At 71.3% G+C, this 15,220-nt stretch carries 15 protein-coding genes; 6 read left to right on the top strand and 9 right to left on the bottom strand.

Features of this window, described 5'->3' with window-relative positions; genetic code table 11:
• Positions 1 to 3 precede the first annotated feature (3 nt).
• The 3 genes from BMY97_RS29890 to BMY97_RS29880 all read right to left on the bottom strand — a co-directional run bounded on the left by BMY97_RS29890 (position 4) and on the right by BMY97_RS29880 (position 2,756).
• On the bottom strand, positions 4 to 972 hold the full coding sequence (locus BMY97_RS29890) for a carbohydrate ABC transporter permease (protein WP_091623036.1): 969 nt from the start codon (positions 970 to 972) through the stop codon (positions 4 to 6).
• Entirely contained in the window at positions 972 to 1,988 is a 1,017-nt protein-coding gene (locus BMY97_RS29885) for a LacI family DNA-binding transcriptional regulator (RefSeq protein ID WP_091623034.1), read from the bottom strand. Before BMY97_RS29885 ends, BMY97_RS29890 begins: the two co-directional genes overlap by 1 nt.
• Positions 1,989 to 2,177: 189 nt before the next feature.
• Positions 2,178 to 2,756, bottom strand: coding sequence for a TetR/AcrR family transcriptional regulator (locus BMY97_RS29880; RefSeq protein ID WP_091623032.1), 579 nt, complete (start codon positions 2,754 to 2,756; stop codon positions 2,178 to 2,180).
• 120 nt (positions 2,757 to 2,876) lie between these two features.
• Between BMY97_RS29880 and BMY97_RS29875 the strand changes: the two genes are divergently transcribed.
• Positions 2,877 to 3,299, top strand: coding sequence for an anthrone oxygenase family protein (locus BMY97_RS29875; protein ID WP_425425343.1), 423 nt, complete (start codon positions 2,877 to 2,879; stop codon positions 3,297 to 3,299).
• A 49-nt stretch (positions 3,300 to 3,348) separates the two neighbouring features.
• On the opposite strand, the gene BMY97_RS29870 is transcribed toward BMY97_RS29875, so the two are convergent.
• The 4 genes from BMY97_RS29870 to BMY97_RS29855 all read right to left on the bottom strand — a co-directional run bounded on the left by BMY97_RS29870 (position 3,349) and on the right by BMY97_RS29855 (position 7,416).
• Entirely contained in the window at positions 3,349 to 4,524 is a 1,176-nt protein-coding gene (locus tag BMY97_RS29870) for an acyl-CoA dehydrogenase family protein (RefSeq protein WP_091623030.1), read from the bottom strand.
• Positions 4,525 to 4,537: 13 nt separating this feature from the next.
• Positions 4,538 to 5,710: an acyl-CoA dehydrogenase family protein gene (locus BMY97_RS29865; protein ID WP_091623022.1), complete on the bottom strand. Its 1,173-nt coding sequence runs from the start codon at positions 5,708 to 5,710 to the stop codon at positions 4,538 to 4,540.
• 172 nt (positions 5,711 to 5,882) lie between these two features.
• The gene (locus tag BMY97_RS29860; RefSeq protein ID WP_177231605.1) at positions 5,883 to 6,077 is read right to left on the bottom strand and encodes a hypothetical protein; all 195 of its coding nucleotides are present in this window, start codon (positions 6,075 to 6,077) and stop codon (positions 5,883 to 5,885) included.
• Positions 6,078 to 6,228: 151 nt separating this feature from the next.
• Positions 6,229 to 7,416 (bottom strand): S53 family peptidase, encoded by a 1,188-nt coding sequence (locus BMY97_RS29855; protein ID WP_245787567.1) that lies wholly within the window; start codon positions 7,414 to 7,416, stop codon positions 6,229 to 6,231.
• Between the two features lie 498 nt (positions 7,417 to 7,914).
• Between BMY97_RS29855 and BMY97_RS29850 the strand changes: the two genes are divergently transcribed.
• The 4 genes from BMY97_RS29850 to BMY97_RS29835 all read left to right on the top strand — a co-directional run bounded on the left by BMY97_RS29850 (position 7,915) and on the right by BMY97_RS29835 (position 11,731).
• Positions 7,915 to 8,853, top strand: coding sequence for an ABC transporter ATP-binding protein (locus BMY97_RS29850; RefSeq protein ID WP_091623011.1), 939 nt, complete (start codon positions 7,915 to 7,917; stop codon positions 8,851 to 8,853).
• Positions 8,850 to 9,695, top strand: a complete 846-nt coding sequence (locus BMY97_RS29845) for an ABC transporter permease subunit (protein WP_091623007.1) — start codon at positions 8,850 to 8,852, stop codon at positions 9,693 to 9,695. The genes BMY97_RS29850 and BMY97_RS29845 overlap by 4 nt, the downstream gene beginning before the upstream one ends.
• Positions 9,696 to 9,764: 69 nt before the next feature.
• Entirely contained in the window at positions 9,765 to 11,057 is a 1,293-nt protein-coding gene (locus BMY97_RS29840) for a sensor histidine kinase (protein ID WP_091623200.1), read from the top strand.
• The gene (locus BMY97_RS29835; protein ID WP_091623004.1) at positions 11,054 to 11,731 is read left to right on the top strand and encodes a response regulator; all 678 of its coding nucleotides are present in this window, start codon (positions 11,054 to 11,056) and stop codon (positions 11,729 to 11,731) included. The genes BMY97_RS29840 and BMY97_RS29835 overlap by 4 nt, the downstream gene beginning before the upstream one ends.
• 71 nt (positions 11,732 to 11,802) lie before the next feature.
• Here the strand turns inward: BMY97_RS29835 and BMY97_RS29830 are convergent, their stop codons facing one another.
• Entirely contained in the window at positions 11,803 to 12,645 is an 843-nt protein-coding gene (locus BMY97_RS29830; RefSeq protein WP_091623002.1) for a class I SAM-dependent methyltransferase, read from the bottom strand.
• 308 nt (positions 12,646 to 12,953) lie between these two features.
• Positions 12,954 to 14,171, bottom strand: coding sequence for a PucR family transcriptional regulator (locus BMY97_RS29825; protein ID WP_091622999.1), 1,218 nt, complete (start codon positions 14,169 to 14,171; stop codon positions 12,954 to 12,956).
• A 118-nt stretch (positions 14,172 to 14,289) separates the two neighbouring features.
• Here BMY97_RS29825 and BMY97_RS29820 point away from each other — a divergent pair, with 118 nt between their 5' ends.
• Positions 14,290 to 15,213: a TIGR03619 family F420-dependent LLM class oxidoreductase gene (locus tag BMY97_RS29820; RefSeq protein WP_091622996.1), complete on the top strand. Its 924-nt coding sequence runs from the start codon at positions 14,290 to 14,292 to the stop codon at positions 15,211 to 15,213.
• The last annotated feature ends 7 nt before the right edge of the window (positions 15,214 to 15,220 follow it).

Below are 15,220 nucleotides of genomic sequence, written 5' to 3'. Positions count from 1 at the left end.
CGGTCACCGGCCCTTTCGGACGTCGGTGGCGCGGTCGTCGCGGAACTGCGACCGCAGGTAGACCGCGAGGATCAGCACGACCACCACGACCAGGACCAGACCCATCGCCGCGGCGTAGCCGATTTCGCGGTTCTTGAACGCCTCCAGGTAGACGAACAGCACCGGGACCATCGTCTTGCCGCCCGGGCCGCCCGCGGTGAGCACGTAGACCAGCGAGAACGAGTTGAAGTTCCAGATGAAGTTCAGCGAGGTGATCGACGTGACGATCGGCCGCAGCGTCGGCCAGGTCACCGCCGTGAACCGGCGCCACGCGCCCGCGCCGTCGACCGCCGCGGCCTCGTGCAGCTCGGCCGGGATCTGCTGCAGCCCGGCCAGCAGCGTCACCGTGGTCTGCGGCATGCCCACCCACACCCCGACGACGATCACCGCGGGCAGCGCCGTGGAGAAATCGCCCAGCCAGTTCGTGTCCGAGGGCAGGCCGACGCTGCCGAGCACCGCGTTGAGCGGGCCGCCGTTGGCCGAATAGATCATCTGCCACATGATCGCCACCACCACCGGCGGCATCGCCCACGGCACCAGCGCCAGCACTCGGGTCAGCCCCTGGAGCCTGAGGCCGGAATTGAGCAGCAGCGCCAATCCCATCGCGGCGGCGAGCTGGAGCACGGTCACGCCGACGGTCCAGATCAGGCCGATCCGCAGCGAGTCCCAGAACAGCGTGTTGCCGCCGAGGCGGGTGAAGTTGTCCACCCCGGCGAAGGCGTAATCCGGATGGCGCACCAGCCGCGCGTTGGTGAAGGCGAGGAAGATGCCGATCAGCAACGGCGCCACGCTGAGCACGAGGATCGGGATCAGCGACGGCAGCACCAGGCCGATCGCCTCACGCCGCCGGGTCCGTGCCGCTTGCCCTCGTGACGCGGGCCGGCGTGGCGGCTTTCGTGGCACCGCTGGGGGAAGCAACGTGTCCGTGCTCATCACTCGCCTCCTTCCAGCACTGTCGACTCGCGGATTCGCAGCGCCGGGCCGACGTTCACCTGCTGCGCGGGCTGGTCCGGGTCGTCGGCCAGCTGGAGCATCAGCCGGGCCGCCGCGCGCCCGCGCTCGGTCGAGCCCAGCGAAACGCTGGTGAGGCTGGGCTGGAAAACGCGGCCGATCTCGGTGTCGTCCATGCCGGTCACGGCTACGTCATCGGGCACGGACAGGCCCAGCTCCCGCACCGCGCGGATGGCGCCGATGGCGAGCAGGTCGTTCGCCGCCACCAGCGCGTCGAGCTGCTGATCCGGCCTGCGGGCCAGCAGCCGGCGCGCGGCCTCCAACCCGGCTGTGACAGTGAAGTCGTCGGCGATCTCCTGGTCGAACCGCTCGGCTTCGCCGTGGTCCGCGGCGTCGAAACCGCGCTGACGGGACGAACCCGGGGTCGTGTCGAGCGGCCCGTTGAGGAAGCCGATGCGGCGGCGGCCGATCCCGTACAGGTGCCGCAGCGCCTCGCCGATGCCGCCGGCCGAGTCCGTGGAGACCGAGCTGATGCCGCGGTCGTCCATCGCCCGGCCGATCACCACCACCGGCACCGGGGCCCGCTGGATCTCCGCGATCAGCCGGTCGTCGGTGCGCAGCGGGCTGACGATCAGCCCGTCGACGAACCCGCTGCTGAGGCTCCGCACCAGCTCGGCCGTCGAGGTCGCGGTGTCCCCTGTGGACATCACCACGACCCGGTATCCCTGCGGGGCCAGGACTTCGTGGATCGCCCGCATCATGTCGACGTAAACCGGGTTGCCGATGTCCGCCACCGCGAACGCGACCTGGAAGGTCTTCTTCATCCGCAGCGACCGCCCGGTCGCGTCGACGCTGTACCCCAGCTCGGCGGCCGCGGCCACGACCCGCTCCACCATCGCCTTGCTCGCGCCGCTCCCGTGCAGGGCGCGCGAAGTGGACGCCAGGGAAACCCCGGCCCGCTCGGCCACCTGCATCAGCGTGGCGCGTGTTGACGTCATCGTCGTGGGTACCTCGGAGGCTCGGGGGCTGGGATCTCAACAGTCTGGAAACGTTTACAGTTGCTGATTCACTGGTTGAAAACGTTTCCAACAGGGTGTTTCTGAATACTGACACCCGAGGAGCGAGCGTGTCAACAAGACTCTCCGCGCAGCCGCCCAGGCACTGTGCGTGGCTTACCGGACGACCGGTCAGACGATGGGGAGCCGATCCACCAGCAGCTCCACCCGCCGCTCGGCGTCCCCCGTCGGCAGTCGTCCCGCCCGGGTCAGGGTGGCCAGCCCGTGCAGGGCCGCCCAGAACACCTCGGTGAACAGTCCCGGGTGGACGCCGTCCCCGGCGGCTTCGCCGAGGCTTTCCAGCAGGGCCGCGAAGGCGTCCTTCAGCGGCTCCGGAGTGTCGTCGTTCGCGAAGGTCAGGCCACCGTCGAGCTGGAACATGGCGTCGTAGACCGCCGGGTTGCGCTCGGCGAAGCCCAGGTAGGCGCGGGCGAGGGCGGTGACCTGGGAGCGCGGGCCGTCCGCGGCGGCGGTCGCGGCCCGCACTGCCGCGGCCATCTCGGCGGCCCCGTCGAGGGCGACGGCGCCGATGATCTCGCGCTTGCCGCGGAAATGGCTGTAGAGCACGGGCTGGCTGTATTCGATGCGCTCGGCGAGCCGGCGGGTGGTGACCGCGTCCCAGCCCTGCTGCTCGGCGAGCTCGCGCGCCGTCGCCACGATGAGGCGCTCACGGTCCGACCGTTCGCGCTCCTTGCGTTCCTGTACCGACATGATCCGAGTCTAGCATCGCTAGACAAACGAGCGACAGTAGCGCTAGCGTTGCATCATCATCTAGCAACGCTAGATCCCCGGAGGGTCACCCTGCTCAGCGCACTCGAGGTCTTCACCACCGTGGTCGTCGGACTGATGGTCGGGGTGGAATTCGCCGTCGCCTTCGTCCTCAACCGGATCTTCGCCGCACTCCCCGAAGACGCCGGCCAGCTCGGCCGCGCCCACGGGGGCCGGATGCTGGGCGCGCTCATGCCGTTCTGGTACATCGGCTCGCTCGTCCTGAGCGCGGTCTGGGCCGTCGCCGGCTGGCACGATCCGGGCAGCGGCCTCGTCGTCATCGCCGCCGCGCTGCTGATCGTCAGCGTGCTCATGTCGGTCCTGCTGCTCGTCCCGATCAACAACCGGGGCAAGACGTGGACCCCCGAAAACCGGCCCGCGGACTGGAAGGAGCAGATGAACCGCTGGGACCGCTACCACTACGCCCGCGTCGCCGTCATCGTCGCCGCCTTCGCCCTGCTGGCCACCGCTCTCGGCCAAGCCTGAGCGGGTGCTCCCGGCGACGGCGGCTGAGCACCGTCGCCGGGAGCAAGCGTCACAGAGTGACCGCCTCCGCATTGTTCAGCAACGCCGACGGCGGCCGGAGCAGAGCGTCCGAAGCCAAAGCCCGGCGACGGGCCGCGCTGACGCCGCCGAAGCTCTCGGTGATGGCGGTCAGCCGCGCGGAGTGGTGGCCGACCTCGGACTCGTAGGTCATGCCGATCCCGCCGTGCAGCTGGACGATCTCCTCGGCCGCCGTCGTGGCCGCGTCGGCCACGAAGACGAACGCGTCGTCGGCCACGGTGGCCAGGTCGACGTCCGCGCCGTTGTCGTGCGCCTCGACGGCGGCGGTCGCCCAGAGCGCCATGGAACGGGCCAGCTCGACCTTCGCGTACAGGTCGGCGGCGCGGTGCACCAGCGCCTGGAACGTCGCGAGCGGGACGCCGAACTGCTTGCGCGTCTTGAGGTATTCGACGGTCAGGGCCAGTCCGGTCTCCATCAGCCCGACCGCTTCACCGGTCACAGCGACCCGCGCGCGGGCGAAGGCGAGCCGGAGGGCGGCCGCGGCGTCGGCGTCCCCGGAGCCGAGCAGCACTGCGGGCGTGCCGGCGAACTCGACCTGCGACGCGTGGCTCCAGTCGGCGGACCGGCCGTCGGTGCGGGTGATCCCCTCGGCCGCGGCGTCGACCAGGTACACCTGCGTCCGGCCGTGCTCGCCGGTCGCGGTGACCAGGAACCGGCCGGCCTGGTCGGCGTGGCGCACCGGCGACTTCACGCCGGTGAGCAGCGCCGGACCGGACCCGTCCGCCGTGGCGGTGACGGCGCGGGCCGTGCCCCAGGGCCGGCCCGGCTCGGCGTGCGCGACGGCGATCGTCGTGCCGCCGGCCGCCAGCTCGGGCAGCAGCTGCTTGGCCTGCTCCGCGGTGCCCAGCCCGGCGATCAGCCACGACGGCAGGAAAACACCGTCCAGCAACGGTTCCGCGGCGGCGTGCTTGCCCATCGCCTCGAGCGTCGCGTAGACCTCCACCGGTCCGGCGCCGACGCCGTCGAGGTCTTCGGCGACGGTCAGCCCGGTCAGCCCCAGCTCGCCCAGGGTCGCCCAGACCTTGTCGTTCCAGCCCAGCCCGGTGGCGGTCGCGGCGGCGCGCCCGCCCGCCGGGTAGCCCCGGCCGACGGCCGAGTCCACGGTCTCGAACAGCAGCCGCTGATCTTCGTTGAATTCGAGGTTCATGATCGCTGTGTCCTTAGAGCCCGAGGATCGTCTTGGCGATGACGCCGCGCTGGATTTCGTTGGAGCCGCCGAAAATCGACAGCTTGCGCTGGTTCAGGTACTGCTCCGCGGCGACCACCGCCGCGTCGTCGGCCCGCAGCTCGCCGCCGGCGTCGAGCAGCATCCCGTCCGGGCCGGCCACGCGCATGCGCAGCTTGCTCAGCGCCTGCAGCGCCTGGGTGCCCTCCATCTTGAGCAGGGACGACACCGGGCTGGCCGCGCCGTTCTCGGACGCGCCGGTCACCCGCATCTGCGTGGCCTCGAGCGCCAGCAGCGTGGTCTTCGCGGTGTGCATGGACGCGCGGAACTCCGGGTCCGCGGCGAGCGGGCCGTCCTCGGTCGCGATCCCCGCGGCCGCCGTCGCGAGGTCGCTGTAGACCCGCTGGCTGGTGCCGACCTGGGCGATGCCGTTGCGCTCGTTGCCGAGCAGGAACTTGGCGTAGGTCCAGCCCTTGTTCTCCTCGCCGACCAGGTTCTCCGCCGGGATCTCGACGTTGTCGAAGAAGAACTCGTTGACCTCGGAGCTGCCGTCGACCAGCTTGATCGGGCGCCGCTCGATGCCCGGCGTGGCCAGGTCCAGCAGCAGGAACGACAGGCCCTGCTGCTTGCGCGGCGCGTCCGGGTTCGTCCGCGCGAGCACGAACATCCACTCGCCGAACTGGCCCAGCGTGGTCCAGGTCTTCTGGCCGTTGAGCACGTAGGTGTCGCCTTCGCGGCGGGCCGTGGTGCGCAGCGACGCCAGGTCCGAACCGGCCTCCGGCTCCGAGAAGCCCTGCGACCACCAGATGTCCAGGTTCGCGGTGGCGGGCAGGAACTTCCGCTGCTGCTCCTCGCTGCCGAACTCGGCGATGATCGGGCCGACCAGGCTGACGTTGAACGCCAGCGGCTGCGGCACCGCGTTGCGCTGCAGCTCGGCGGCGTAGAGGTGCGACTGGGCGGGGGTCCAGCCCCGGCCGCCCCACCGCTCCGGCCAGTGCGGCACCGCGAGCCCGTGCTCGTTGAGGATGCGCTGGCTGGTCACGATGTCGTCGCGGGTGATCCGGTTCAGCGCGGTCCGCCGGCGGATGTCCTCCGGGATCGCGCCGAGGAACACCTCCCGCAGCCCGTCCCGGAACGCGATGTCCCCTTCGGAGAGTTCCAGATCCATGTCCTTCGGTTCCCTTTCGGCGAGCAGTGATCACCCGGCCACCCGAACATAAGGGGCGGCGGGCGGTTCCGCGCAGCCGGTACCCCGACGAGCAGTGGTTCACCACTGACGCTAAGGAATCACCGGGCGTAAGGGAATGACCGAGTCCCTCGGATCGGTGTGACCATGGCGATCACACCGGGGCCGGGCACACCGCCTTGGCCGTCCAGGCCAGCACGTACGCGAGGCAGAGCGGGTCGGCGACGTGCGCGTCGACCTGGGCCTCGTCGCGGCTGAGCCAGTCGAAGCCGGTGCGCGCGGGCGCGAAGGGCGCGTTGAACATCGAGAGGGGCAGCGGCCGGTCGAGGTCCAGCGCCGGTTCGAGCACGTCCAGCGCGGCCGCCCCGGTCAGGATCGCCGCGTCGACGCCACCGCTGTGGTCGAGCCGATACGACGTGTGGGTGGGGCACCGTTCAGTGCCCCACCCACACGTCGTGTCATTTCCGGCTACGGACGCTGTAATTCACGTCCGCCTTTTCTCACGCAGCGAAAGCCGCCGTGCCGTTCGGGGTGCCCAGCCCGGTCGGGCCGTCCCATCCGGGGCCGGCGTTGCACTGCTGGCTGGCACTGCAGGAACCGTTGCTGCCACTGGTCACGTCGAACAGACCGTCGGTGTGGGCGTACGGGTAGGAGTTCGGGCTGTCCGAAGCTCCCGGTGCGCCCGCCAGTGCGTAAACGCTGGCGATGATCGGCGAAGAAGCGCTGGTGCCACCGTAAACGGCCCAGCCGTTGCCACCGTAGGTCTGGTAGACCGCGACACCGGTGTTCGGGTCCGCGACCGCCGAGACGTCAGCCTCGCCGCGCTTGTCGCAGCCGGTGTCGACGCTCGACTGGAACGACGGCTTGGCAACGGAAGTGGAGCAGCCGCTGCCGGCACCGCTCCACGCCGACTCGCTCCAGCCGCGGCTGGAACCGTCCGCGGTCAGCGAGGTTCCGCCGACCGCGGTGACGCCGGCGCCGGTCGCCGGGTAGCTGGCGCCGTAACCGCTGTCACCGGTGCTCGCGGTGACCGCGACACCGGGGTGGCTGTAGTACTTCGAGTCGTAGCTGGCTTCCGACCCGTCCTCGCCGCCGCCGTAGCTGTTCGAGACGTACTTCGCCCCGAGGGAAACCGCGGCGTTGACCGACTGGCCGAGGTTGTCGATGGTCGCGCTGTCGGCTTCCACCAGCAGGATCTTGCAGGCGGGGCAGGCGGCGGAGACCATGTCGACGTCGAGCGAGATTTCGCCGGCCCAGCCACTGTCCGGGCTCGGCAGCGGGCTCGCCTGGCCGTTCTGGTTGACCTTGCTGAAGCAGCCGTTGGCCGTCGAGCACTCGGGCAGGCCGAACTGCTTGCGGTAGGCGGCCAGGTCCGACTCGGCGTTCGGGTCGTCGTTGGCGTCCACAATGGCCACTGTCTGACCGGATCCGCCGTCACCGAGCTTGTACGCGGATTTGATGTCCGACGGCCCCAGCCCGGACGGGGCGGCATTCGGCGCGAGGGCCGCTTGCTTGATGTCGGTCCGCTTCAGCGCGAAGCAAGTCGCGTAACCAGCCTGCACGTTCTGGTTGCAGGCATGGGTCGTGCCGGGCTGCAGGGGTGCCGCCGGGCTTGCTTGAGCCGGCAGCGATCCCCCCAGCACCAAGACGAACGACGCGAATCCGACAATCGCGGACAGGCCTCGCATAGTTCTGCGCATAGCGCCTCCAAGGTTTTCGCTCGATCCCCGGGGAATTCAACTCAGCCGGTGGAAAGTAATCAACCCGTCGTAAGTCGGGAATGTTTCTTGCCGAAGATCGCATTCATTCGGCCAAATGGAGCAGTGACCTACTCCGTACGACGAGGTCAATCACTTTCCCGGCTCATTTCAAGCCAGGGCCGCACGCAGGCAAAACGTCCGAAATCGCCCAATTGACCCGACCCGCTCGCGCCGGGAAATCAAATTTGCCGATCGATATTCCGGCAATGTCCTTTGGAGGGTGTCGCGCTGGCGGTAAACACGGTATACCTGTTCGCCGCGGCGTCTGACTGTGATTATCCAACCACCCTGAGCACTTCCGCTGGTACCGCGGTACCACCGCGCCCCCGCAGTTACCCCTGCGGTACCACCGATCCCGGCTGCCCGGCTCCTAGCGTTGCGGAGGAGAAGCGCCGGGAAGCCCGGCGCGCGGAGGCAGGGGCAGGCATGATCGACGCACACCAGCTGACCAAGCGGTACGGGGAGAAGACGGCGGTGGACCGGCTGGACTTCACCGTCCGGCCCGGCATCGTCACCGGGTTCCTGGGGCCCAACGGGGCCGGCAAGTCCACCACCATGCGGATGATCCTCGGGCTGGACGCGCCGACCAGCGGGTCGGTGACCGTCAACGGCCGCCGGTACGCCGAGCACAGCGCGCCCCTGCAGGAGGTCGGCGCGCTGCTGGAGGCCAAGTCCGTCCATCCTGGACGGTCCGCGGTGGACCACCTGCTGGCGCAGGCCTACACCCACGGGATCCCGCGCCGCCGGGTCGACGAGGTGATCGAGCTGGCCGGGCTGCAGTCCGTGGCGAAGCAGCGGGCCGGCAAGTTCTCCCTCGGCATGGGCCAGCGCCTCGGCATCGCCGCGGCGCTGCTGGGCGACCCGGCCACGGTGATGCTCGACGAGCCGGTGAACGGGCTCGACCCCGAGGGCGTGCTCTGGATCCGCAACCTGCTGACCGGCCTCGCCGCCGAGGGCCGCACCGTGTTCGTGTCCTCGCACCTGATGAGCGAGATGGCGCTGGTCGCCGAGCACCTCATCATCGTGGGCCGCGGCCGCCTGCTCGCCGACACCACTGTGGACGAACTGGTCCGCGAGGCCGGCGGCGACACCGTGCAGGTCGCCACGGCCGACCCGGCGCGGCTGCGCGAGGTGCTGGCCGGGCCCGGGGTCGGGATCACCGGCCACTCCGGTTCCGAGGAGCTGCAGGTGACCGGGCTGACCGCCCGCGCCATCGGCCTCAAGGCGGCCGAGCACGGCATCGCCCTGTTCGAACTCACCGCGAGGACCGTCTCGCTGGAAGAGGCTTTCATGGACCTGACCCGCGATTCCGTGGAGTACCACGGCACCACCGCCGGCATCGAGACGCTCGGGAGGGCGGCATGACCACCACGACTCCGGCCCCGCCCGCGCCGGCCGCCGCGCAGTCCGCCCGCCCGGCCTACAAGGTGACCGGACGGCGGGTGCTGCGCTCGGAATGGGCGAAGCTCTGGTCGCTGCGCTCCACCTGGATCACCCTCGGCCTCGGCCTGGTGCTCCTGGTCGCCATCGGCCTGATCGCCGCGGCCCAGTACCACTCCCGGATCACCTCCGGCGAGCGCATGGACCGCGATTTCGCCCAGGCCACCGCCGTGAGCCTGTCGTTGTTCGGCATCACTTTCGCGCAGCTGGCCCTCGGCGTGCTGGGCGTGCTGGTCACCGCGGGCGAGTACTCGACCGGCATGATCCGCTCCACGCTGGCCGGCGTGCCCCGCCGTCTCCCGGTGCTGTGGTCCAAAGCGGTGGTGTACGGCCTGGTCGCCTTGGTGGTCGCCCTCGTCGGCGTGTTCGTCACGTTCGTCTTCGACAGCGGCATCCTCTCCGACACCCACGCGGCGATGACGCTCTCGGGTACCGGCGTGGTGCGCAGCCTGCTGGGCGCGGGCCTCTACCTCGGCCTGGTCGGCGTGCTCGGCGTGGCGCTGGGCGCCGTGCTGCGGTCGGTCGCGGGCGGCATCGCGGTGCTGGTCGGCGTGCTGATGCTGATCCCCGGCCTGATCTCGCTGCTCCCGACGAGCTGGCAGGGCGACATCAGCCCGTACCTGCCGAGCAACGCCGGGCAGTCGATGTTCGCGCTGACCCACGACTCGACCACGCTGTCCCCCACCGCCGGGCTGCTCGTCTTCCTCGGCTGGACGGTGCTGGCGCTGGCCGCGGCCGCCTACCGGCTGAAGCGCACCGACGCCTGACCGGCACGCCGGCGCGGCGTCCCGTGCGCCGCGCCGGCGCCACTCGTCCACAATGAGCAGGTGAAAGCCGTGAGCAGCGACGCCGCCGGACCGGGCACCACCCCGGTGCCGACGCATCCGCTGGTCACCCGGCTGGCGCAGGCGGGCCAGCGCCTCCGGCAGGCGGATGGCCGGCACCGGTGGGTGCTCGACACGGCCGTGACGATCGCCGTCTTCCTGATGACCTGCCTGCCGGACCTCGTCCACGACGGTGATGTCGCCGAGCAGCGCGGCCCGCGCGAACTGCAGATCACCTTCGCGCACCTGCCCCTGGCGGGCACGCTCGCCCTGCAGATCGCGCTCGTGCTGCCGCTGCTGTGGCGGCGCCGGGCGCCGGTCCCCGCGTTCGGCGTGATCGCGGTGGTGTTCCTCGTCCAGTGGTCGCTGGACGTGTTCCTGCGCGCCGACCTCGCGCTGCTGATCGCGCTCTACAGCGTCGCGCTGCACGGACGGCTCCGGCAGCTGCCGTGGGCCTGCGCCGCCACGGTCGGCGTGATGGTGCCGCTCGCGGTCAAGGTCTCGACGGTGTTCTCCATCTGGGAGGCCCTGTTCCTCCTGCTCTGCGCGGTGACCGCGGCCGCCGCGCTCGGCCTGGCGGTGCGGATCCGCCGCACCCAGCTCGCCAGCCTGCGTGAGCGCACCGCCATCCTCGAACTCGAACGCGACCAGCGCAGCAAGCTCGCCGCCGCCACCGAGCGCGCCCGGGTGGCCCGCGAGATGCACGACATCATCGGCCACAGCCTGTCGGTGATCATCACCTTGGCCGACGGCGGCAGTTACGCGGCCGAGACCCGTCCCGACCGCGGCAAGGAGGCGTTGCGGCTGGTCGGGGACGCCGGGCGCCAGGCGCTCGGCGAAATGCGGCGCATGCTCGGCGTCCTGCGCGAGCAGTCCGACACCCCCGAGCTCAACCCGCAGCCCCGCATCGCCGACCTCGACGCGCTGTGCGCGCGGATCCGGGCGGCCGGCCCCGACATCGTCTACCAGTCCGGCGGCGACCTCGACGCGCTGGACCGCGGGGTGCAGCTGATGGCCTACCGCATCGTCCAGGAAGCGCTCACCAACACGCTCAAGCACGCCGGTCCCCGGACCCACGCGCACGTCCAGCTCACCGCGGAAGACACGCGGCTGAGCATTCGCGTGCACGACACCGGGCCGCCCGACCAGGACCGCCCGCCCGCGCGCTCGCCGGTGGAGGGCCACGGACTCGCCGGCATCCGGGAACGCGCCGCGTTGTACGACGGCACCGTCACGGCCGGGCCCGCGCCCGGCGGCGGCTGGACCGTGCAGACCGTCCTCGATCTCGCGGGCGGTGCCGCGTGACGACCGTCCTCATCGTCGACGACCAGCCGTTGCAGCGCTTCGGTTTCCGCATGCTGCTGGAGGCCTCGCCCGACACCGAGGTGGCCGGCGAAGCCGCGCACGGGGCCGAAGCCGTGCGCCGGACGGCCGAGCTGCGCCCCGACGTCGTGCTGATGGACATCCGCATGCCCGGCATGGACGGGATCGAGGCGACCCGGCACATCGTGGCCACCGGCGGCCGTTCGCGCGTCCTCGTGCTGACCACGTTCGACCTCGACGAGTACGCGTACGCCGCCCTTCGCGCGGGAGCCAGCGGCTTCCTGCTCAAGGACGCCCAGCCGGAGGAACTGCTGGCCGGCATCCGCGCGGTCGCCCTCGGTGACGCCGTGATCGCGCCCGCCCTCACCCGCCGGCTGCTCGACACGTACGCCCATCGCCTCCCCGACGGCACCGACGCGCGCGCCGGCCGCGACGATCCCCGGTGGCTGGCGCTGAGCGAACGCGAGCGGGAGATCCTGGTCGCCATCGGGCAGGGCTGGACCAACGGCGAGATCGCCGCGCGCCTGGTGCTCTCGGAGTCCACGGTGAAGACCCACGTCGGCCGGGTACTGGCGAAAATCGGGGCCCGAGACCGGATCCAGGCCGTGATCATCGCGTACGACCTCGGCCTGACCCAGCCCCGCGGGCCGGCTTGATTGTTGGCCGGCCGCTCCCGTTGTGGCCGGTTTTCCGCCGGCCACAACGGGATCCGCTCACCGCCCGCCGGTCATTCCGCGGAGACCGCGCTGAGCGCGGACGCGAGGCCGGCGGCCCTCGACGGCCGGGAAACGTACAACTGCGCGTACAGCCAGCCTTCGGACTCGAGCCCCTCGGGGTCGACTCCGGCGCCGTCCAGTGTGGCGAGGATCTGCGTCTGCTCCTCGTCGGAGGCGAAGCGCCGCTGCCGGAAGACGCCGTCGATGGGCGCCGTTTCGTAACCCAGCCCGGCCAGGCGCCGCGCGACCGGCTCGTAGGAGAACATCCGCAGCACGAAATGCGCCATCCACGGCCGTGAGCCGCGGGCGATCCGCTCGATCGTCCGCTCGGTGACGTAGCCGACGCAGCCGGTCGAGACGACGAGGTCCACCTGGTCCAGCAACTCCTGCTGTGCCGGATCCGCTTCGTCGCGTTCGAAGTCCGCGCAGATGGTCTCGTCGAGGAATCCCGCGGACCGCGCGTACGCCAACGCCGGTCCCGACGCGTCGAGACCGAAGAACCGGGCCCCGCCGGGGGTCGCGCGGGTGCGCACCAGCCGCCGGTCGCCTTCGAGCAGCGCCGGCCGATCGAGGTCCGCGACGCCGGGCGCGGTGTACTGCGCGTAGAGGTCGTCCAGGCTCGTTTCGCACCGCAGCAACGCGGCGTTGACGCCGTACGAACAGCCGACGTCGAGCACCGTCGGCTGCGGAATTCCGCGCTCTGCTTGGTATTCCTCGATCAATTTCGTGAAATACGGCTTCGCGAGCTGAGGGATCTGGTAATCCACGCGGCTCAGCGTGCCGAAGTACGGCCGCGGGTCGGGCGCGGTGTAGATGTGGTCGAACGAGATCTTGCCGGTCGAGTCTAAAGGCACGGGCCAGGCTCCTCGATCTGATCGAACGGGGCGTCGCCCCACACAGCCTGACCAGCAGGATTCCGGTCCGGACCCGGCTCACCTGGCCGGCTCCGGGCTGCCGCTCACGCCGGGGCGCTCGCTGACGGCGAAGGTCGCGGGGTCCGGGCGATCCGCCAGTACCACCGTACTGACTCGGGGCAAGCCCGCCGGTTGATCAGCGGACGACGCCGTCCGGTGCACCGGGTTTCCGGCATCCGCACAGCTGTGGCGACCTCAGCGAAGTCCGGCGCTCGACCCGGGAATCCTTGTCGTTCAAGCGGTTCCGGTCAGTCGCCCCCGCGCCAGCGGAGAACCTCAAGGGCCACACCGACTTCGAGGGGATGCTCGGCGAGCGGGCGGGGCAGCAGGCGGTCGGCCCGGTTGAGCCGCCGCAGCAGGGTGTTGCGGTGGGTGAACAGGCGCGCGGCGGCCTTCGAGGTGTTGCCCTGCTCGGCGATGAAGGTGCGGACCGCCTCGGTGACCTCCGGCGGCGCGGCCTCGAGATCGCCCAGAGTCCGCTTGACGAAGCGGTCGGCGCGGTCCGGGGCGCTGGTCAGGAGCGCGACCAGCTCGACCTCGTCGTGCGACGCCAGCCGCTGGACCGAGGTGAGCCGCGCCAGCATCTGCTGGGTGGTGAGGGCGTCGAGGTGGCTGCGCCGGAAGCCGTCCACCCCGGGCGCGGCCGGGCCGAGCGCGATGCGCACGGCCGGCAGCTGATCCAGCGCGGCCCGCACCTCGGCGACGTCCGGACGGCCGTGCACCCACACCCATCGGGTCGCGGCACTGGCGAGCACGCTCAACGGGCGCAGCTCCCCCGCCGCGGCGGCCAAGGCGTCGGCCGCGCGGTCCAGCTCGCGAAGGTCGGCGTCGGGATCGTCGGTCCAGAGGACGGCGGCGGTGTGCGTCCGCTCCAAGGCGTAGCCCAGCCGCGTCTCGGCGCGCAGGCGGGTGATCGGCGCGCCGTCCAGCAGCAGGGACACGATCTCGCGGCGTTCGGCATGCGATCCGCGGGTCAGCTCGCCGCGTTCGGCTCGCATGCGGGCGGAGATGGAGGCGACGGTGGCGTCGACGAAAGCGGCGATGGAACGCAGCGAGACGTCGAGCAGGGCGCGCAGCTCCTCGGTGTCGGAGGTGAGCGAGCAGGCGATCTGGATCCAGAACCGCTCGGCCACGCTCTGGCCGATCCGGTAGGCGTCGAGCGAGGATTCGTCGAGGCCGCGCCGGACGAGGTCCCGGGCCACCCCCAGCGGTGCCTCGCCGTCGTTCGCGCGGACCGGCACCCCCGGGGCGCGGAGGTTGGCGGCGGCCCAGAACACCAGGTTGGACCGGTTGGTCCGGCGCGTCGCGGCGGCGAGCACCGGGTCGCTGGCGATCGGCTCCATCGCCGCGCTGGCGAGGGTGGCCTCGTCCAGCTCGTCGATCCACTCCGGCGGCGGGCGGAGGGCGATCTCGGCGCCCAGGCGGATCAGCTCCTGCACCCGGGGCGACGGGGGGTCCCACGACATGGGGGAAGCATAGCGGTGCACTGTGCACCATAAGACGGTTGACAGAGTGCAGATTGTGCCCTCCGAACGCGAGACCCGGGATCGGGCGACCCGGGCCGGCCGGCCGTAGGCTGACGGCATGCAGATCGGATTCGGCGCCCCGGTGTCCGGCGCCTGGGCCACCGCGGACAACTTGGCCCGCTTCGCCGAGCAGGCGGAAGAGCTGGGCTACGCGTCGCTGTGGACTTTCCAGCGCCTGCTCGTCGGCACCGACCAGAAGCTCGCGCCGGTGTACCAGAGCGTGCTCGACCCGGTGGTGGCACTGGGCTTCGCCGCGGCCCGCACCTCGCGCATCCGGCTGGGCGTCTCGGTGCTGAATCTGCCGTTCGTGTCGCCGGCCTACCTGGCCAACCAGGCCGCGACCCTGGACCTGCTCTCCGGCGGACGGCTGGACCTCGGCCTCGGCGTCGGCTGGTCGGCCGCCGAGTTCACCGCGACCGGCGGCTCGACCGCCCGCCGCGGCGCGCGCACCGCGGAGTACCTCCAGGTGCTGCGCACGCTCTGGGCCGACGAGGTCAGCGAGTTCACGGGCGAGTTCTACACGGTGCCGCCGAGCCGGATGCAACCGAAACCGGTGCAACGGCCCGGCCCGCCCGTGCTCCTCGGTGGCGCCGTGCCCGCGGCGGTCGCCCGGGCCGGCCGGCTCGCCGACGGCTGGCTGAGCGCCAGCGGGACGGACCTCACCGGGATCGCCGCGCAGATCGGCATCGCCCGCGAAGCCGCCGCCGAAGCCGGCAAGGATCCGGCCGCCCTGCGGTTCGTCTGCCGGGGCGCGGTCCGGCCCGGCACACCGGTCGTCACCCCGGACGGCACCCGGAAGCGGCTCTCCGGAAGTTACGAGCAGATCCGCGAGGACGCGGCTTGGCTCGGCGAGCAGGGCGTCACGGAACTGTTCTACGACCTGAACTGGGATCCCCAGATCGGCACCCCGGCGGCCGACCCGGCCGCGGCCACCGCCCGCGCCGAGGAGATCCTGCACGAGCTCGCCCTCGGCAACGGCTGAACCACCG

The organism is Amycolatopsis saalfeldensis, assembly GCF_900110575.1.
Classification (GTDB): domain Bacteria; phylum Actinomycetota; class Actinomycetes; order Mycobacteriales; family Pseudonocardiaceae; genus Amycolatopsis; species Amycolatopsis saalfeldensis.
The sequence above is the reverse complement of the archived record's forward strand: the minus strand, read 5'-3'. Positions and strand labels throughout refer to the sequence as shown.